13 protein-coding genes are annotated in these 19724 nt (G+C 70.1%); 7 read left to right on the top strand and 6 right to left on the bottom strand.

What is annotated here, in order from left to right:
* Positions 1 to 51 precede the first annotated feature (51 nt).
* Both KUM49_RS45710 and KUM49_RS45705 read left to right on the top strand, forming a co-directional pair.
* Positions 52 to 528 (top strand): SRPBCC family protein, encoded by a 477-nt coding sequence (locus tag KUM49_RS45710; protein ID WP_217242903.1) that lies wholly within the window; start codon positions 52 to 54, stop codon positions 526 to 528.
* A 66-nt stretch (positions 529 to 594) separates the two neighbouring features.
* The gene (locus tag KUM49_RS45705) at positions 595 to 1098 is read left to right on the top strand and encodes an MSMEG_6728 family protein (RefSeq protein WP_217242902.1); all 504 of its coding nucleotides are present in this window, start codon (positions 595 to 597) and stop codon (positions 1096 to 1098) included.
* A gap of 103 nt (positions 1099 to 1201) precedes the next feature.
* On the opposite strand, the gene KUM49_RS45700 is transcribed toward KUM49_RS45705, so the two are convergent.
* Entirely contained in the window at positions 1202 to 1573 is a 372-nt protein-coding gene (locus KUM49_RS45700; RefSeq protein WP_254402780.1) for a hypothetical protein, read from the bottom strand.
* Between the two features lie 250 nt (positions 1574 to 1823).
* Between KUM49_RS45700 and KUM49_RS45695 the strand changes: the two genes are divergently transcribed.
* A complete protein-coding gene (locus KUM49_RS45695; protein WP_217242901.1) occupies positions 1824 to 2543 on the top strand; it encodes an RNA polymerase sigma factor in 720 nt (239 codons plus the stop codon).
* On the top strand, positions 2540 to 3652 hold the full coding sequence (locus KUM49_RS45690) for a CU044_5270 family protein (protein WP_217242900.1): 1113 nt from the start codon (positions 2540 to 2542) through the stop codon (positions 3650 to 3652). The genes KUM49_RS45695 and KUM49_RS45690 overlap by 4 nt, the downstream gene beginning before the upstream one ends.
* 88 nt (positions 3653 to 3740) lie before the next feature.
* Here KUM49_RS45690 and KUM49_RS45685 read toward each other — a convergent pair whose 3' ends face one another.
* The 4 genes from KUM49_RS45685 to KUM49_RS45670 form a co-directional block, all read right to left on the bottom strand.
* Positions 3741 to 4616: a sugar phosphate isomerase/epimerase gene (locus KUM49_RS45685; protein WP_217242899.1), complete on the bottom strand. Its 876-nt coding sequence runs from the start codon at positions 4614 to 4616 to the stop codon at positions 3741 to 3743.
* Positions 4613 to 5461, bottom strand: coding sequence for an alpha/beta fold hydrolase (locus tag KUM49_RS45680; protein WP_217242898.1), 849 nt, complete (start codon positions 5459 to 5461; stop codon positions 4613 to 4615). The genes KUM49_RS45685 and KUM49_RS45680 overlap by 4 nt, the downstream gene beginning before the upstream one ends.
* A gap of 81 nt (positions 5462 to 5542) precedes the next feature.
* Positions 5543 to 6640 carry a class I mannose-6-phosphate isomerase gene (locus KUM49_RS45675; RefSeq protein ID WP_217242897.1) on the bottom strand — a complete coding sequence of 366 codons (1098 nt, stop codon included), beginning with the start codon at positions 6638 to 6640 and terminating at the stop codon, positions 5543 to 5545.
* Positions 6641 to 6666: 26 nt separating this feature from the next.
* Positions 6667 to 7509 carry an SDR family oxidoreductase gene (locus tag KUM49_RS45670; protein ID WP_217242896.1) on the bottom strand — a complete coding sequence of 281 codons (843 nt, stop codon included), beginning with the start codon at positions 7507 to 7509 and terminating at the stop codon, positions 6667 to 6669.
* A 1049-nt stretch (positions 7510 to 8558) separates the two neighbouring features.
* Between KUM49_RS45670 and KUM49_RS45665 the strand changes: the two genes are divergently transcribed.
* From KUM49_RS45665 to KUM49_RS45655, 3 genes are read left to right on the top strand one after another with little or no spacing between them, the layout of a single operon-like run.
* Positions 8559 to 12527, top strand: a complete 3969-nt coding sequence (locus KUM49_RS45665) for an AAA domain-containing protein (protein ID WP_217242895.1) — start codon at positions 8559 to 8561, stop codon at positions 12525 to 12527.
* Positions 12527 to 15880 (top strand): hypothetical protein, encoded by a 3354-nt coding sequence (locus tag KUM49_RS45660; RefSeq protein ID WP_217242894.1) that lies wholly within the window; start codon positions 12527 to 12529, stop codon positions 15878 to 15880. Before KUM49_RS45665 ends, KUM49_RS45660 begins: the two co-directional genes overlap by 1 nt.
* Positions 15880 to 18456: an ATP-binding protein gene (locus tag KUM49_RS45655; RefSeq protein WP_217242893.1), complete on the top strand. Its 2577-nt coding sequence runs from the start codon at positions 15880 to 15882 to the stop codon at positions 18454 to 18456. Before KUM49_RS45660 ends, KUM49_RS45655 begins: the two co-directional genes overlap by 1 nt.
* Before the next feature lie 32 nt (positions 18457 to 18488).
* Here KUM49_RS45655 and KUM49_RS45650 read toward each other — a convergent pair whose 3' ends face one another.
* Positions 18489 to 19664 carry a hypothetical protein gene (locus KUM49_RS45650; RefSeq protein ID WP_217242892.1) on the bottom strand — a complete coding sequence of 392 codons (1176 nt, stop codon included), beginning with the start codon at positions 19662 to 19664 and terminating at the stop codon, positions 18489 to 18491.
* Positions 19665 to 19724 lie beyond the last annotated feature (60 nt).

The raw sequence follows: 19724 nt of genomic DNA, 5'->3' as shown, positions 1-19724 counted from the left end.
GGTACTCGGCGGCGTGCAACGACCGTCACGACTCTCAGCGAGGAGGAGACCGTGAGCACGGTGAAGGAAGCAGTAGACGTCGAGGTTCCCGTCCACACCGCCTACAACCAGTGGACGCAGTTCGAGGAGTTCCCGAACTTCATGGAGGGCGTCGAGGAGGTACGGCAGCTCGACGAGCGGCACAACCACTGGACGACCAAAATCGGTGGTGTGCAGCGCGAGTTCGACACCGAGATCGTCGACCAGCTGCCGGACGACCGGATCACGTGGCGGGTCGTCGGCGGTGAGATCCGGCAACGCGGATCGGTCAGGTTCGAGCGGCTCGACGACACGCACACCCGGGTGGAACTGACCATGGACGTCGAGCCCTCCGGCATGGTCGAGAAGGGCGCGGACATGCTCGGCATGATCGACCGCCGGGTGAAGGGAGACCTGCACCGCTTCAAGGACTACATCGAAGGCCACGGCGGAGAGACGGGCGCCTGGCGAGGACGGATCCGGCCCGAGAACCCCGGTTCAACCCTCTGACGCACGACGGCGCGAAGGCGGGCGGCGGGGCCCGTCGCCGAGCCCGTATCGGTGAGGGACCACGGCATGCAGACCTTCCTGCCCCATCCCGACTTCAGAGCCTCAGCGCTCGTGCTCGACCGCCGTCGACTCGGCAAGCAGCGGGTCGAGGCGTTGCAGGTCCTTCGCGGCCTCGTCGTGCCGGGTTACGGGTGGCGCCGGCATCCCGCCGTCCGCATGTGGGCGGGATATGAGGAGGCGCTGGTCCGGTACGGCCTGGAGGTCTGCGCGGTGTGGTGTGACCAGGGTCATCAGGACACCTGTGCGGCCACACTGGTCGCCGATCTGACCGCGTTCCGTCCCGGAACACCGATGCGTGACCAGCCACGACTGGCGGCCGCCGGGGAGCTGCCTCCCTGGCTCGGCGAGGACGCCTTTCACCTCAGCCACCGGTCGGCGCTGGTACGCAAGGACCCTGCCGCCTACGCGCCGCTCTTCCCCGGCGTGCCGGACGATCTGCCGTACATCTGGCCGAGGTCGGACCGGGAAAGCGGCGCGCCTTCCGCCGGGAGATCCAGCTCGGCCCGGTAGGGCCACTGCCGGTGTGCTGCGGACATGCCGCGGGCTGTGCTCAGTGGTCGTCGCGGATCGTGGTCGCGATGCCGTTGCTGACCACGACCTCTGCGCTGAAGCCCTACTTGGCGGCCGCCTCGAGTTCGGCCTCGGTGCACTCGACGCCGCCCTCTCCGCCCGGGCCGGTGTTCACGGCGTCGCAGATGTCGTCGTAGCCCACGATCTTGGTGTCGTCGGCGACGAGGAACTGCTGCTCGGTGCCCTTCATGTCGGAGACCGTGTACTTGCCCGGCGCCAGGTAGGAGACGTTGCCGAACCAGGTGCCGTTGACACCCTTGCCCTCGTCGATGCCCTCGATGACGGTCTCGCGGGAGTCGGAGCCGGAGCCCGAGTCGGGGGCGGAGCCGGTGTCGTCTCCGGCGTCCTGCTGAGCGGCGCGCCGCTCGGTCACCTGGGTCGCGACACCGTTCTTCATCTCCACGTCGGCGTTCACGGCGTCCTTCTGACGCTGCACCGGTCGCGGAGAAGGCGTCGTGTCCGCCCAGAGCTGCCCGCAGGGATGTGACGGCCTTCGTGGCGGGCGTCGGGTCTGCGACGCTGTGCCGTGCCAGTCATCAGAGGTGAGGAAGTGCGAGCCGCCGTACCCGACATGGCGGGCGGAAAGGCGCATCCAGGGCGCGTGTGGCGCAGGTCACGGGAAGCCGGTGTGCGGTGCCGGACAGCTCATTGAGGTGAGCACTCATATGCGTACCCGGATACGGGCTGGTGATTCGAGCGCGTTCGCCGAGCTGTTCGACACGTATGCGCGCGCGGTCTACAACCATGCCTTCCGGCTGGCCGCCGACTGGTCGACGGCCGAGGACGTGATGGCCGCGACCTTCATGGAGGCATGGCGGCTGCGCGACAAGGTCGACCCGGAGGGCGGTTCCCTGCGGCCGTGGCTGCTGGGCATCGCCACCAACACGGCGCGCAACCAGTTCCGGAGCAACCGGCGGTACCGGGCGGCGGCGGAGGCGGCCGCGGCGGCCGAACTGTCGGTACCCGACCATGCCGAGGAGGTGGCCGACCGGCTCGACGGCCGACGGCGCCTCGCGACGGCGCTCACCGCGCTCGCGGCGCTGCGCCGGCCGGAGCGCGAAGTCATCGCGCTCTGCCTGGGGGAGGGCCTGGACTACGAGGCCGCGGCGGAGGCGCTCGGCATTCCGGTGGGCACGCTCGCCTCCCGGCTGTCCCGCGCCCGCAAGAAGCTCCGCAAGGTCGCGGAGGTCGCGGAGGTCGCGGAGGTCGCCGAGTCCGAACTGAGAGGACTCCAACTGGCAGACAGAAAAGGGGAGTTGGTACGCCCCGCTGCGGCGACCTCGTCCGAGAAAAGTTTCCGGAATCGGGAAGTCGGCCGCCCCGGCAGACAGACAAGAGGCGATCACGCACACGTGATCCGGCCCGTACAGGAAGGAAACCGATGAACGCGAACACGTCCCGGCAGAGTGCTGCCGAGTGGGAAGAAGGCGCACAGCTCTTCGACCGGACGACGCGCGACCTGCCGCCGGGCCGTCACCAGTTCCACAAGGAGCGCATGATGGCCCAGATCCACGAGGCGCAGCAGGCAGAGCACACAGGCGTGGGGGAGAAGGCGGTGGCCCCGGCGAAGATCCGGCGCCTCCGGCTGCCGCGCCCGGCGATCGCCCTGCCCGCGCTGGTCGCCGCCCTCGCCGGCGTGGTCGTGACCGGGGTGGTCAAGTCCGGTGGCGGCACCGGGATCGAAGACGGCGGCGTCGCCACCGGACCGGCCCTGACCACAACCGTCGGCGCCGCGTCCACCAAGGGCGTACCGCAGCTGCTCGACCAGATCGCGTTGGCGGCCGCCGACGTGGACCACCCGACCGTCAAGCCCGGCCAGTACATCTACGTCGAGTCCAAGACGGCCTCCTCCTTCGTCAGGACCATCGACGACAAGAGCTTCCTGGCCAGCCACGAGCTGCACCGCCGCCAGGTGTGGATGTCGGCGGACGGCACCAAGGGCTGGCTGATCGACCCGGCGGTCAACGACACCAGCGAGGGCGAGACCCTGAGCCTTCCCGACGAGACGGGCAACACTCCGGAGGCGCACCTGAACGCTCCGTCGTACGACTATCTGACCAAGCTGACCACCGACCCCGACGCCCTTCTGGCCAAGATCTACAAGGAGACCGAGGGGGACGGCAACTCCCCAGACCAGCAGGCGTTCACCACCATCGGTGACCTGCTCGGCGAGACCTACCCTCCGGCGGAGCTGTACTCGGCCCTGTTCAAGGCCGCGGCGAAGATCCCGGGTGTCGTCGTGGTCAACGACGCGACGGACGCGGTGGGCCGGCACGGCGTGGCGGTGGCCCGGCTGGACAAGACGAGCGGTCAGCGCGAGGAGTGGATCTTCGACAAGAAGACCCATGTCTTCCTGGGCGAGCGCTCGGTTCAGGTGAACAAGATGAGCGGAGAGGACGCCCTGATCACGCCCGGCACGGTCACCTTCACCAGCGCCATCCTCAGCCGCGCCATCGTCGACGGCGAGAAGCAGACCCCGTCACAGAGCGGCTGACAGGGGGGCGCCCTCTCCCGCAAGCCGGGCCGATGACACGGGACGACCGCTCCCGACGACCGCTCCCGACGGCCGCTCCCGCCCCCGCTCAGCCGTTTCGCCAGGCCGATGCGAGGGCGGTGCGGTTGGTGCGCAGAAGATCGTCCAGGTCCGTCTCGTAGAGCGAGTCCGGCACGTTGTCGGAGAAGATCTCCAGGACGCACGGGCCGCGGTAGCCGACGTCGTAGGCCGCGTGCAGCAGTCGGCCGACCGGGATGTCGCCGGTGCCGACGCTGCGCCGGTCCATCCGCGAGCGGGGCGTGCGCCAGTCGCTGACCTGGAGCAGGAACAGACGGTCGGGAGCGTCGGCGAGGCGGGGGACGAGATCAGGGTCCTGCCAGAGGTTCCACAGGTCGAGGCAGACGCCCACGTTCTCGCGGTCGACCTCCTGGACGATGTCGAGCGCCTGCCGGTAGGTCCAGATGGCGGTCTCCGCGTTGAGCAGGACGGGGTTGAGGGGTTCCAGCGCGATCCGTACGCCGTGGTCGGCGGCGATGTCCGCCAGTTCGCGGTGATGGCCGACGACCTGGCGGATAGCCTCGTGCAGGTTCCCGTCGGGCGCCGGCCCGGTGTTGGTGACGAAGGCCGCGCCCGGCGCGAACGGTGCGATCAGCTCCACGCTGCGGCGGAAGCGGGCCAGCCGGTCACGCCGGCCGGCCGGATCCGGCTGGGTCTCGCTGGGGAACACGGTCCGTACGACGGGCTGGACCGAGCTGATCGGCAGTCCCGTCTCGGCGACCGAGGCGAGTTGTGCCTTGGCAGGGTCGGGGTCGTGGTCGAGCTTGGTCTCGCACAGCTCGATCGCTTCGACGCCGAGGCCGGCGTAGTGCGTCAGGTCCTCCTCGAAGGACCAGGGCATGGTCGTGAACTGGTTGACGCCGTAGGGGAAGGCGAACGGAGGGGTGGGGCTGTCCGTCAGAGTCATACGAGTACTTCCGTGTCGTTCCTGCCGTCGTTCCTGCCGTCGGTCAGGAAGCCGGTCACCGTCCGGTGGAACTTCTCCGGCTCGTCGAAGAACAGCGCGTGGCCGCTGTGCTCGAAGAAGACGGTCCGGGCGCCCGGGAGCGCCTCACCGACCCGGGCGGGGCCCTGCCAGGGGAACACCTGGTCCTGGCGCGCCACCAGAACCAGGCCGGGCAGCCGGATCGCGGGCAGCAGGTCGCGCCAGTCGTGGCGGGTGTGGTCGGCCATCAGCGCGTTACGTGCGTACGGGGGTGACTTGGCCATCTCGGCCAGCAGCAACTCCCGCTCCGGCGAGGTGGGTGCGCCCGCGAAGATGGTGCCGATCTGGTCCTCGTCGAAGGCCGACGGATCGCAGGTGAGCTGCGTCTGCAGAGCGGCCAGGGAGGGTTCGTCGTAACAGGTGGCGTGTGCGTGCTTCCAGTCCGGTGCGTAGTACTGGCGGGGTGCCTGCTGGACGTACACCGCGCGGGCCAGGCGGTGGCTGCCGAACAGTTCCAGATAGCTCCAGACGACCGGACAGCCGAGTGACCAGCCCAGCACGGTGACCTCGCGCAGGTCGAGTGCTTCGAGGAGGTCGAACAGGTCCTTGGCGAGCCTCGACACCCGGTAGCCGTGGCGGGGTTTGCCGGAGTCGCCGTGACCGCGCAGATCGACGGTGATGACGCGGGCGTGTTCGGCGAGGGCGGCCACGTTGCGGGTGAAGAAGCGGCCGCTGAAGCCCCAGCCGTGGATCAGGACGAGAGGAGGGCCGGAGCCCTGTTCCTCGTAGTGGATCGTGACGCCGTCGCTGGTGGTGATGTCGCCCATGGCTCTCCTTCGGCGTGGGTGGGTCCCGCCGCGCGGTGTCCGCGTCGGCGGTGGGGCCGGGGTGTTCCCGGAGCGCTCGTCTCAGTGCCGCCCGGCGCCCGGCCCCGGCGGCGCCGGGGAGAGGCCCTCACCGAGCGCGGCCACGGCGGCGGCCCCGTGCCCGGCCACGAGCAGTGGCGTGCGGATGTCCTGTTCCAGGTCGGGGAGATAGCCGAGGAGGACATCGGCGGGCCCCTGGATCCGTACCCGGCCCAGCGCGGCCGGAAGCAGGAGGCTCCGGGCGCGCCCGAGCCGCTCGGAGCGGTCACCGGACTCCACGGTGACGGGGGCGCCGGCGTTGCTGACGACCAGCGCGGTGGAGAAGTCGTGCACCAGTGGGGCCGTTGCGCCCGCGCGCCACCGCTCCAGGGCGAAGTACGGGCCGGCGCACAGCACGGTGCGCTCCACCCCGTCGTCGACCTGGACACCCAGGCCGGAGTGGAACTCGGGGCGCGGTCCGGGACGCCACTCGTCGAGGAGCCGTCCCAGGTTGGCGTGCCACTCCTCGTCGGCCAGTTCCGAGCCGTCCTCCATGTGCCGGCGCATGGCGTGCTGCTGGATGTCGGAGGTCTGCTCGATCTCGTAGACCAGGGTGCCGGGGCCGAAACTGTGCAGGGTGCCGCCGGGCACGTAGACGGTCTGCCCGGCCCGCACCGGAAGCCGGCGCATGACCGCGTCGAAGTCCTGTGCGAGCAGGGCCCGGTGGAGGGTGTCCCGGTCCACACCGGCCTTCACCCCGACCAGGGCGGTGGCTCCCGGGACCGCGTCGAGGACGTGCCACGCCTCGGTCTTGCCGTGGGGCTCGCCCTCCAGCCGGCGTGCCGTGTCGTCGTCGGCGTGCAGATGGACCGGGAGGGTGCCGGTGCCGTCGATGAACTTGGTCAGCACCGGGAAGTGCGGGCCGCGCCACCCGCGTCCCATGAGTTCTTCGGGGTGATCCTCGACGAGCCGGCGCAGTGGCCGGCCGGCCAGCGAGCCGTCCGCGACGCGCGCACCCTCGCCGTCCACATCGCTGACCTCCCAGATCTCGGCGACCGGGCCGTCGGGCAGGCCGGTACGGCCCAGCCGATCGGTGATCGCCCGGCCGCCGAAGAGGTGTTGCTTGACGGGGGTGGTCAGCGGCAACGGATACCAGTCCACGGTCACTCCCCTTGCCTGACGGTGTGTCAGAGAATGGGCTGGCCGCCCGTGACGGCGATCCGCGCACCCGAGACGTACGCGGCCTCGTCCGAGGCGAGCATGACGTACACGGGGGCGAGTTCGGCCGGCTGCCCGGCGCGCCCCAGTGGCGTCCGGCCCCCGAAGTCCTCGACCTGCTCGGGCGGCATCGTGGCGGGGATCAGCGGCGTCCAGATGGGCCCCGGGGCCACGCTGTTGACCCGGATGCCCCGCTCGGCGAGCGACTGGGACAGCGAGCCGACCATGTTGGCCAGGCCCGCCTTCGTCGCGTTGTACGCCAGCAGGCCCGGCGGCGGCGAGTCGGAGTTCACCGAGCTGGACGCGATGATCGACGCACCCGGCTTCATGTGCGGCACCGCCGCCTTGCAGAGGTGGAACATGGCGCCGAGGTTGGTCGACAGCGTGTGGTCCCACTCCTCGTCCGGGATCTCCTCGATCGAGTCGCGGAACATCTGGAAGGCCGCGTTGCTGACCAGGACGTCGATGCGGCCGAACGCCTCGACGGCCCGCGCCACCACCTCCCGGCAGTGGGCGGGATCGGACAGGTCGCCCGGCACCAGGACGGCCTTGCGGCCGGCCTCCTCCACCCAGCGTGCCGTGTCGCGGGCGTCGTCCTCCTCCTCGTTCAGGTGCGAGAGAAGGACATCGGCGCCCTCGCGGGCGTAGGCGATCGCGACGGCCTTGCCGATCCCGCTGTCACCACCGGTGATCAGGGCTTTCTTCCCGGCCAGCCGGCCCGATCCGCGGTAGCTGCGCTCACCGTGGTCGGCCTGGGGTCGCAGGGACGCCTCGGTACCCGGAGGCTGCTGCTGCTGTGCGGGCTTGCTCATGGGGACGTACCTCGTTCTTTCCTGGCGTCTTCCGGTCGCGTGGCAGGGCACGTGCCTCCCGCTCCTGGCCGGGCCCCGTCGCAGTGGGCAGCGGGCCGCGGGTCGCAGGACCGGCCGGGGCACCCGGGCGAGCGGGGTGACTCACCGGGACACCCGGACGGAGATGGTGGAGCCGTCAAACCTGAGCGGACGGCCACGTCAAAGGAGCGGCAAAGGGAGGGCGACAACGCCCCTGTCCGTCGAGCGGGTTACCCAGGCGCGGAGGAACAAACGAGTCCTGACGGCAGCCGCCCGACACAGGCCTCGTGGAGCCCGTTCAGTTCCTCCACGCGTCCATCGAAACGATCACGGCCGCAGGGCTGCCGGTCAGTCCCTGCTCCCGTCGGCCGGACTCGACCGTGTCGCCACACGTGAGCTCCGGGGGAGGCCGCCCGAGCCCGGTCGACCGCCTCGGCGCTGGACGGGCCGAGACCACTCGTCATGCCGAACATCACGGAGGACCACCTGGATGCCGCCCGGTCTGCCGGCGTCCGCTGTCGCATTCCGTGTCCTGCCCGACGACCTGCCGCTCCGACGCGGGCAGGCTTCGCCTCCGCGACGCACGTAGGAGAGGCTGGCGCCCGCCCGGCACTCGTGCCCTCCGTGCGACGCATCTTCGGATGCTTGGCCGGTCGGAAGCGCAGGCCCCCAGCAAGACGCAAGCCTCAAGTCGCTGACCTGGGGCTTTGTACAGGTCGGTGACGGCAGTGAACTCGTATGCGGGGCTTGGGAATCAGCGAGGCCAGGACAGGCTGTGCTGCTCCGACCTGCCTATGCGTCCAACCGATCCGGCGCCCGAAGCTCGACACCGAAGGGTGAGTTCTCATCAGCCCAACCGGATGTCCAGGCGTACTGGCCGGCTGAGTGACTCCTGCTGACGCCGACTCCGCGCCGTATGGCCCTGCCACCTGTGATCACGAACAACCGCTATGCGCGGATTGCGTTATTACCTGTGTGTAAATGCGGAGAATGGTTCACACTGGCTCTCCCGGCTGGAGGAAGGTGCGCCCTTGTCAGGCGGCGTCGGTGAACTCGTGGACAAGTTCGTCAGATTCTTCTGTTGCGACCCGAAAACAGCGGTTCACGGCCCCTACGAGCCACCCCGAGGGGCCGAATTCGCCGTCAGCCGTGAGGAACTGATCCCCGAGCAGCTCTTTCGCTACCGACTTGTCGACACCGAGGGGCGGCCGGTGGACGTCCAGATCTATGTGGGCATCACGGGCGTGGGCGGGCTGCTGTGGGAGCAGGAAGTGCGCGTACTGCTGCGGGTCGGTGCGACGGGCCAGCCCGGTCTGCCCAGGATCCTGGACGGCGGCTTCCGCTCACCGGAAGAGACGAGCGAGGCGATCGGCAGCGGTGCTCTACGCGGTGTGGCGGTGGCTGTCACCCGCGGCAGCAGCAACACCCTGGCAGACCCGGAGGCGGTCGCCTACATGCACCGTGATCCCAAGCTGTCGTTACGTCAGTTTCTGCGGCTGGCAGAGGCATTGGCGACGCTGCACGGGCTCGGTGCTTACCACCGCAACCTGTGGCCCGGCACCATCGCCGCTACGGACCAGGACCCGCCGGACATGTGGCTGGCGCGCTTCGAGATGAGCGCGCTGATGGCGAATCTGGTCCAGAACTCGATGATCGACGCCCATGGTGAAGGGCAGAAACTGCGCGAACTGTACCTGTCGCAGCCGTGCCGCGCGTTGGCGTTCGCACCCAAGGAACGGCTGGACTTTCTCTTCCCGAACGACGGGCACTCGCCCGTCGCGGAGGACGAACGCGTCGACGTCTACGCCCTGGCGGTCGTGGTCTGGGAATGGTTCTTCGGCTCGATGCCCGCCGAACTGCTGCCTGTGGAAAGCGAGGTCTCGCACAGCACTCCGGAGCGACTGGCGGAGCTCAACGCCCATCTCATCGCGACGCTCAGGGCTGAGCGAGAACTACCGCCCCAACTCACCGGCCTGCTGGAGACGATGCTGCGCTGGGACCACCCGCGTGAGCGTCCCACCGCCTACGAGGTCGTCGAGGAACTGCACCGGGAGTACGAACGGATCGTCGTCACCTGGGACGAGCGCGTCAGCAGCCGGCCGCATTTGATCGGCTACATGCCGGAGGAGTCAAGGCTCACCATCTACGAGTGGGGCTGGCTGGGGCACAGCCCCGAGACCGACACCGGTCGGCTGGAGCTGGCCGGGCTGATCCAGCGGGATCTGAAAGGAGCCAGGCTACTGCGCTCTCCGCACGGCGCGGTTCCCTTCGTGGTTGGCAGCGAACGTGACCAGCGCACGCGCGCCGAGGCGAAGCATCTCCTGGTCGGCAGTAGGGCGTTGTGGTTCTGCACCTACTACCGGCCGCGCCTGGGATGGGGCGGACTGGGCCCGGAACTGGACGAGGTGCTGTTGATCAAATACGTGGTGCGCCGCGACCAGCACTCCGTCCGCACGCGGCTGCAGCCGTTGCTGGATCAGCCGCTGCGCCGGGAACTGCCCGAACTGGAAGCGGTACCGACCGACATGGACACCGGCGAGTTCGACCGGGTGTGCACGGATCGCCCCTCCTGGCGGCCGCTCGTAGAGGCGGTGGGCTCGGAGCGTCAGGTCCCCGACCATGAGCGGCAGTACGAGGCGGCGATCGACTGGCTGCTGGAATACCAGGGCGCAGAACTGCTCGCACGTACCTACGCCTGCGAAGGCCCGAAGGACTCGCCGCGCACGGTGACCGTCAGCCTGGATGAGGATCGCGACCAGGCGTGGGTCAATGAATCGGCACTGCTGACCAAGTACGCGGACATGGGGTTCCGCCTCTCGTTGGGTGACTTCTTCGGTCCGCTGGAGGGCGACCACGGCATGCCGGCCGCCGTGGAGATCGTCCCGGACGAGCGGGGGCGGCCTGGACCGTCCCGCTACGCTGCCCGCGCCTTGGTCAAGGACAGGGGCGGCCCGGACCGGGTGGTCCTGGAACTGACGGAGGACTCGCCCCCGGTGCCAGAAACGGGGTGGATCAGGCCGCTGGACGACCGGGGCAGTCGTATCGCGCTGGAGCGCCAGGTGGACGGCCGTGTGGAGATGATGAACAACCCGGCGCTCCTGGATCAGCTGCGTTCGCCGATGTCGCTCCGGCTCCTGCCCTACCGCTGGCGGCGGGCGGGCGAGCGGCTGAGCGGGGATGACGGCAAGAAGGCGGTCCAGCAGCTCCTCACCCAAGAGCCCTTCTTCGCTCTCCAGGGCCCGCCCGGTACCGGCAAGACGACGGTCGCGGCCGAGGCCATCGCACACTATCTGCGGGTCTATCCCGGGCACCGCGTGTTGGTCTCGGCACAGTCCAACTTCGCACTGGACAACCTGGCCGAGCGGGTTCTGCGTCGGTTGGACGCCCTCGACGACCTGGGGGAGTCAACGCACCGCTGGGAGGGAGTGGCGCTCCGGGTGGCCTCCCCCAAAGCGCCCGTGGACCCCGTGCTGGAGCCCTGGAGGGAAAACCGGCTGGCGGAGGAGCGTGCCGACTGGATCCGACGCAACTTGCCGCAGCGGATGAAAAAGGTGGGCGGCGACGCACGCGGCGTACTGGAGGACTGGCAGCGGATGCTGCAGGAGGACGCCACCGACAGCGTGCTGCCGGAGCTGGGCGACCGGCTGCGCCGAACGGCCAACCTCGTCTTCGCCACCTGCGCGATGGCCACAGCGGAGAACGTCACACCCGTCGGGGTGCGCAGCACCATGGACTGGGTGGTCGTCGAGGAAGCGGCCAAGGCCTGGCCGACGGAGCTCGCCATGCCACTGTGCCGCGGACGGCGCTGGACCCTGATCGGCGACCACAAGCAGCTTCCGGCGCACCGTCGCGCCGACGTTCTTCGTTTCCTGGAAAGCTGCGTCGACGACCCGGACGAAGAGTTCCAACGGATCGGCGCGAATCACGACGCCTACGTCCGGGCCTTCGACCTGTTCCGCTCGCTGTTTGAGCCGCCCGTTGACCTGCCCGGACAAGGAGGGGGCGGAACGAGTGATGTGAACAAGGCGAGGAGTACAAGCAACAAGGACAGGCGCGGGAGACCGCTGCTGACGCTGCACACGCAGTACCGGATGCGGGACGAGATCAGCCAGGTCGTCAGTCGCGTCTTCTACCCGGCGCCCGGCGGCAGACGGTTGCCCGACGGCCTGCCACCGGGACGGTTGACGACCGGCAAGGAGGTGGCCTCGGTGAACCTGACCGCTCCCGAGGCTCTGGCCGGGCGCTCGTTGGTGTGGCTGGACACCCACGGCGAACCCGATTGCCAGGGCTTGCCCCGCTGGCTCAACCGCGGTGAGGCAAGGATCGTGCAGGAGGTCGTCGAGGCCATGCGCCCGGCTCCTGTACCACTGAGCGCCGGTGAGCCCGGGACCACGCTGGCTGTGCTCAGCCCCTATCGGCAGCAGAACCGCCAACTGGCCAAGCTCGGACTGGAGCGTTACCTGTCCACCGTGCACGCCTTCCAGGGCCGGGAGGCCGACATCGTCGTGGTGTCCCTCGTGCGCGACAGGCGACCGCCTGGTACCGAAAGCCAGCCGTGGCTGGGACTGGGACATCTGACTGGGGCCGACCTCATCAATGTGATGCTCTCCCGGGCTCGTCAACTTCTTGTCCTGGTAGGGGATTTCGAGCATTTCGCGGCGTTCCGACCCCGGTCGGCGGAGGACGAGCCGGAGACGGCGCCCCGGCCCGTCCCGGAGACGGCGGCTCGGCCCTGCACGCCACCGGTGCCCAAGCCGGGCCCGGTGCCCAAGCCGGGCCCGGTGCCTGCCCGCGGTGGGACCGAAGAGCACGACCAGGACGAGACCCACGCCCAGGAGGGGCGCCGCAAGGCCCAGCGGCCGATGGCCGACGTCGGTTTCTGGAACCAGGTCTGCCGGGCGGTGGAACTGTACGGCTCCCGGATTCCGGTCGCCGATCTCACCGGCCTCGGGCAATCCGGCCCGGCAGCCGACTCCGCACTCGGCCCGGTGGAGCCGTGATGAGGACGGCACCCGGCAGCAGAGCAGTCATTTACGTCCCCTGTGACACCTTTCTGGTCCATGTCAGCGCCGGCCTCGGGGACGTCCTCTCGCCGATCGAGATGACGGCCCTGCGGCTCATCGATGCCCTGGAGCGGGACAGGGAAGGTAAGCCCGGCATCACGTCAGTGGACCAACTCGTGGAACTTCTCGGTCTCGGACACCGGGTCACCCTCGAACTGCTTCACGACGTGTGGCGCAAGGGCTATGTACGGCTGGACTTCACGAGCGGCGGAGTTTTGGTCAGCGAGGAGGTCCGCAGCAGGATCGTGGAAAACACCCTGCACGAGCTGCCCGGCGCCGAGACGCTCGACTACGACTGCGAGGTGATGATCGACCGGCTGACCGGGCTGGTCCAGCCACGCCGGGGGAACCTCGCCCCGGCCTCGGGCCGGCTGGCAATGGAACCGGGGCTCGACGACACCACGCCGGCCCAGGTGCCCCGGGCCGAGCTGATCCCGGCACTGGAGCGCGATCTGCACCGGCGCTTCGCCGAGCGGGACGCGGATGGCCCCGACGCTGCCGCTGGGTCGATCCACGGGCGGCAAGGCAACGGACGTCCGCCCCGGGTGCTCTCGTACCGGACCCCCACGGACGACGCCCAGATCACCGAACGGCGCTGGATTGCACTGGACGTCCTCGTTCACGAGGATCCCGACACGGGCCGGCTCCAGGTCGTCGTCGCCGACCGGGCCTACCCCGCCTCCCGGCACCAGCTCGCCGGGGAACGGCTCACCCAGCTCGCCGCCGACAACCCGTCCACCTCGTTCGTCCGGGCGTTGCGTGGCGTGGCTGGACAGGACCTCATCGACCCGCCTCCGCTGGAGCGGCTGCTCGTCCGATTGCACGAACGCGCCGACCGGGCTTTCTCCGTTCCCGCCGCCACCCGGCCCGCCCGTCACCTCGAACTCGGCGACGAGGCACGGGCCGTGTGCGCGGCGGTCGACAACCGGACCGCCAGCGAAGTGCGTGCCGTCACCGTCGCCGAGGAGGAGCACGAGGCCCGGGTCGCCGAGCTGATCGGGCAGAGCCGGACCCAATTGGTGATCGCCGTGCCGAAGATCACGGTCACCGGCTGGCGGCGCTGGGAGGCGGCACTGCGCCAGGCGCTAGACGCCCGGGTCACGGTGGTGCTGCTGTGGGGCGAGCAGCCCACCGCCAAGCTGCCGAGCCCGGTCCACAACGCCCTGGTCAGCCTGGTACGCCGATACGGCCCCGGCCGGCTGCTGTATCCCCAGGTGGCGCCCTGCCCCGAGACGAACGTGGTGATCCGGGACGACCAGGCCGCGCTGATCAGTGACCGCGACATCATGGGGCATCCCGGCCGCCACACCTTGGGGCTCCTGCTGACGGCCCCGGACGAGGACAGCCATTCCGTCGTCTTCGGCCGGCTGCTCTCCTGGGCGGCAGGCATCGTCCCCACGGCGAGAATGAGCCGACTGCTCAGGACGACGGGTGACGCCTTCGGCACCGGGCAGCCGGCGCTCCCGGAAGCGCTCGACTTCCCGGAGCCTCCCCCCGAAGAAGCTGACGCCCCCGAGAGGGCCGTACGGGCATGGTCCGACGGCTGGGTCGCCTACGCCCGCGCTCTGGCCGAGACGGCGGGGAACCGAGAACTCCCGGCCGCGCGCATTGTGGACACCGACGCGCACGTCGATCTGCTGTGGCGGGCACTTCGTTCGGTCCGGCGCCGACTCGTCATCAGCAGTGACCGGCCTCCGTCGGTCGACGACCGGTTCATGACGCTGCTGGCCGGCAGAATCCAGGAAGGGGTGTGGGTGACTCTCGGGCTGGCGGTACCGCCCGGCCAGGAGCCCGCCGAACTGGTGCGGCTGGCGGCCGAGTACCCGGGTCGGTTGCGACTGGTGCCCGCGCGCGGCAGGGTCCTGGTCCACGACGACGAGGTCCTGGTCGGCGGCAAGGACCTGCTTGGTGAGGGCGGGCGCGGAGACTGGCGTGGCCGCCCACGGCCCGCGCCCGGGATCGTGCTCACCAGTGCGCGGGCCGCTGCCGAGCTGGCGGCCGCGGTCGGCGAACCGCCCGAGGTCGCCGCGCACGTCCGCAGGCAGGAGGCGCTGCCCGCCGCGTCCGGTGGCGCGGATCCTCGCGTCGTCTATGCCCGGCAGCGCATCATCACGAATTGGCAGCCGAGCGCGGAGGGCGCGGCCCTGCTGCGGACCGAGTTCGACCGGTCGCAGGACCCCTGGGCAGTACTGGAGGACCTCGACCGGACTGCCGAACCGGACCTGGTCACCGCCGCGGCTGCCTGCTGCCTGCTGCACCACACGGCCGCCGCACCTTCCGCGACCGGCACACGCTGGCGGCTGAGGCTGGTCCGGCTCTGCTGGGAACGGGGCGACTACACGCGCGCCGCGCTCCTGAGACGGTCCGTCGCCGACCCGGCGGCCCGGCCGCGTCTGCCTCTGGCCGCCATCGCCGCCGCGCGTGGCGGACGCAGGCTGGGCACGCATCTGCTGGAGGTCGCGGCCGACACCGACCCCGACTCCGATGAGCAGGCGGCGCTTCTGCTCGTTGCCGTGGAAGAGGTGCTGCGCACCGGCGACGGCCTCGCACTGGACGTCGTGGTGGAACTGGCCGCCGGGCTGGGAGAGCCTTGGGAAGAACTCGGCAGCGCGGTACGCCTCTGTCACCAGGAGCTGTACGGCCTTCCGGCGGGCCCGGAAATCCGCCGCGCACTCAGTGACGAGCGGCACCAGGAGGCAAGGGACGCGCAGTGGCAGGCGCTGGAACAGGCACTGCTGGTGGCCGACCGGCCGCCGGTGCTCATCAAGCCGGCCATCCGGACCCACCATGTGCTCTTCCGTGACGACCGGCTCTTCGGCCGGATACGGGCCCTGGTGGCCGGCCGTGACACGGACGGCCTGGGCGCCCTGCTGACCAAGGAGACCGGCACCGGCCGCCGCCACGGTGACGGCAGGGCCGTGGCGGCAGACCTGGTGGACGACGTCTGGCGAAGTGTGAGCCAGGCGCGGGCCGAGCTGCTGGCCGGCGACCCCAGGGAGAGCTATCTGTCCAAGCTCGGCGAGGTGCTGGACCTCGCGTGGCGGGTCGCCGCAGCCGACACCGGCCCGGAACCCGGTGATCAGCGGGCCCACGGCCCCCGCGACCCCATGGACGCCGTACGGGAGTTGGGGCGTGTCACGGCGGAACTGCGCGGCCGGACTGAGGCGGCTGTGGCGAAAATGGCCGAGTCGGAACGCGTGTTGTGCCACACCGTCCTGGACGGCATGGCCGACCTGTACCGGCTGGGAGCGGCACACAGGGCAGCGGCGGACGAGGTGAAGCAGCACTGATGGAACCAACCGACGGAATCCTGCTGGACGTTCTCCAGGAGTGGTCTGACCGATGGAGCCACACCGCGCTCGTCTCGGCTCTCGCGGGGGGTCGCCCTCTGTCCTCGGCCCTCGGCGCGGACGCCCTCGACGGGTTGGCCGACGAGGTGCTCGACGGCCTGCTGGTCCCGCGTGGTGCGGCGACGGCGGCCCGGCAACTGCTCGCCGAGGGCCGCTTCGACCTGGTGGATCTGATGATCGACGGAGGTCGGCTGCCACTGGAGGACGCCCGGCAGCTCAAGAGCGACCTCACCGACGCCCGCCTTGGGGCCGCGGGCCGTGCCACGCGCGCCCTGCACCTGCTGGCCCGCCGCGCCGAACAACTCGACCTGGCCCGCAGCTGGCACGACGTGGACGGCATGGCACACGACAGCCTGGTGGAGTTGGCCACCACCGACGAGTCCGCCTTCGCCGAACTGCTCGCGGGCTGGGAGACACAGGCCCGCGAGGCGGAGCGGCTGCGAGGTGACGAGCTGCGCGCCGAGCTGGAGCGGTCGCGGGGCGGTGAGCCGCCGGACCGAGCGGCCCGGGACCTGCTGGAGGAGTGTCTGACCGCGGGGGAATTTCGGCTGGCCCGCGTACTGGTGCGCAGCGACCGGGCGCAGTTCCGCGCTGACGCCGGACCCTCGGGACTCGCCCGGCTGCCCAGACCGGTACAGCTGCGCCGGTACGCGCTTCAGGACGTACTGGAGTGGTACCAGAACGGCGAACTGCGCTCAGCCGAACTGCACGGCTGGCTGCCGGCCTACGAGGACACGGCGGGGCGGCGGCTGACGGACGCGCTCGCCGCGCTGGTCTCGGCCGGAGCGGACCGGCCGCCCGAACCGTCGTCGGTGCGCGAGCTGGTTGAGGCGCTGCACGAGTGTGTGGGGACCGCCGAGCCGGTGGTGGAGTGCGAGGCCCTCGTCGACGGAGTGGTGAGCCGGCTGTACTGCACCGTTGATCACCGGCTGCCCCCGCTGGGGCTCTTCGGCCGGGCCGGCGTCGCCCTGTGGGTGGCGCCGAGCACGGCGGAGCCGCCCGAGCAGCTGGCCTCGACTCCCTTCATCTGGCTGGTGCCCGAGTGGGAGGGGGAGACCCTGTCGGCCGAGGGGTGCGGCGCGTTGTACGCGGACGACCTGCTGCGACTGGCCGCTCCGACGCCCCAAGGGTCGGTGCCGCCCGCCGCCGAAAGGCAGTTGACGCTGCTGCGGGCGGTGGCACCGGGGCTCGGCGTCAGCGGGCTGCTGGACGCGGGCCGATCCGGATCCGGTCGGGGCCTTGAGCTGGCGGGTCGGGGCAAGGCCGCGCTCCAGCTCTCGTGGTTCTTTGACCTGCTCGGCCTGCAGCCCGACAGCGTCACGGTGGAGGCCGTGCTCTACGAGACGGGCGGACACTCGTTGGCCCTCCGGGAACTACTGCAGGCCCTCTGCGACCATCCGGGGTCCCGTCTCTCCGGCCGGGATCTGCGCGCCCGGCTGGAGGCGGTGCGCGAGGGCATGGACTGGCGGCGGCGGGCTGCCCGCCGGGTGCAAGAGCAACTACCCGGCGTCAACGCCGGCTTGGCGCTCCACACCGCGCTCTGGCTGCACAGCGGCGGCGGCCGGGGTGAGTTCGAGGTAGGCGAGCTGAGCGATGTCCTCGCCGACCTTGCGGGCAGCGGCGGGGTCCCTCCTCTGGCGGAGCTGGCAGAAGGGGTGGGGCCCCTGGTGGCCCTGGGCATCATGGAGCGCCGGAATGGGCGGCTGACCCTGGCACCGAACGGGCTGCCCGAACTCCTGGCCCGGGGGAGCGGGCGGCCGTCCGAGGAGATTGTGGCGGACCTTCTGCGGCAAGCACGCGAGCAGGCGGACGCCGTGCTCGCCCAGGTGGTCATCTCCCTGAACCAGCTCACGGTGGATACCGTCGACCATTACAACGCCAACCTCCAGCGCAAGCTGTCGGAGATCAACACCGGGATGGTGGAAGAGGAGGACCGTGAGCGCCGACTGACGCTCAACGAGGAGTATCTGCGAGTGTCCGAGCAACTGCGCCAGGTGGGCTCCCTGATGAGCGCGGCCAAGGAGGCGCCCCGGAGGCTGTCACTGGCCGAGGTCATCGTGGAACAGACCTGCGGGGCCCATCTCGGCTCGGGAGGCCGCGACAGGTACGACGTCACCGGCGCCGAGCATCTGTCGATCAAGGCCAACCCCTGGTTGCTCGGCCAGGTTTTTTGGAATCTCTTCGACAACTCGCGCAAGGCGATCGACGCGACAGCCGCAAAGCACGGCTTCGTCGAGGTGACGGTGACTGCGTGGACAGCTGTCGACGGCAAGCCCTGGTGCGTGATCCTCGTCGCAGACTCCGGGGACGGCATGGCGCAGGGGGTGGCCTCCCGGCTCAACCAGGGCGAATGTGTGAGCACTCGGAACGGCTCAGGCCAGGGCATCCGTCTCGCACGCGCCTTGACGCAGTTGTACGAGGGCCGGCTGCGGGTACTGCCTGATCCCTCCCCGGAACTGCTCGGCGCTCAGGTTCGGATCGAACTCCCGCTGATCTCCGCCTCCGCCGTGGAGTGAGGGGCCTCCGACCGCCGCGGCCCGTGGACAGCTCAGCTCCAGTTTCCGTTGCAGAACTCGCCCACCAGGCGGGAGGCCTTCAGTACGTCACCGTGGTCGATCGCCTCTTCGGCGCGGCGTTGTTTGTGCTTCCAGGGGATGGCCGACGCACGGGCGGCCCGATTGCGCGGGTGAGCCCGCTCCTCCTCCAGTCGGAAGACAGCGTGGGCGAGTTCCGCCTTCAGCCGCAGAAGCCGGTAGCGGGGGGCGTCGTCGAGCAGTTCTTTCGCCACCTCGTCGAGACGGTCGTAGAGCTCGCGCCCGTTCTTACCCTTTGGCACGACGCGCAGCAGCCGGTGCCGCTGGAGGAAGGTGCTGTTCAACTCGCCGATTTCGGCGGGCGGGTAGGCGGAGACGAGAGCGGTGGGAATCCGGGTGTGCTTGCAGAGGTGCTCGATGATCTCCATGCCGTTCGACGTGGCACGGTCGTCCAAGTGCAGGTCGATCAGTGCTCCGTCCATCTCATGCAGCCGGGGGTCGGAGCGGAAGCTCCGCCACTCCGGCATGCCTTTCAACGGGATGACCTCATAGCGGCCCATCAGCCGATCGCCCAGTTCGTCGGCGTCTGTGTCGTCCACGATGAGCAGGTTCTTGCGGGGCGGGGCGGGCGTCAGCGCGCGCAGGACGCGGTCCTCCGGGAAGATGCGCGGCAGGGCCTGGGCGGAGGCGGGGCGCTCCGCCTCCGGGATCGCGCACAACGCCTTGGCCAGCTTGTGCAGCCCGCGCCGAGCGGACTGCCAGGTTTCCTCGGGCAGTGCGTCGTGCTCACGGGCCGGGTCGCCCCTCCACATCCGAGCCAGTCGGTCCAGCTCGCTCACCGGGGTGCTCGGGGCAAGAGCGTCGATCCCGGCCATGAACTCGTGCAGGTCGACGCTGTACTGCCCGGCGACGAGGCGGTAGCCCCCGGACACATGCTCCACGTCGTAGCCGTCGCTGGCGAGTCGACTCTTGAGCGCGTGCAAGGCGCTCCTGTTCCGCTCCAGTGCCCCGCACAGCCACTCGACGGGCACCGGGTCGGAGGCGACCGCGAGTCTCAGCAGCAACGTTCGTCTGCCCTGCGGGGGTAACTTCCGCGGGGCTCCGTCCTCGCCGGTCACCTGGAGAGCGCCGAGAAGCCGGATGTGCAGTCTGCCGACGGGTGGGCCGGAAGCGTGATCGGGTGCTGGCACATAGTCAAATTTACAGCTGAAAAAACCAGTTGGTACAGGTTGCGGCAGATGTACCCACCA

Source organism: Streptomyces sp. AC555_RSS877 (assembly GCF_019049245.1).
In the GTDB taxonomy this organism is placed as follows: Bacteria; Actinomycetota; Actinomycetes; order Streptomycetales; family Streptomycetaceae; genus Streptomyces.
The sequence above is the reverse complement of the archived record's forward strand: the minus strand, read 5'-3'. Positions and strand labels throughout refer to the sequence as shown.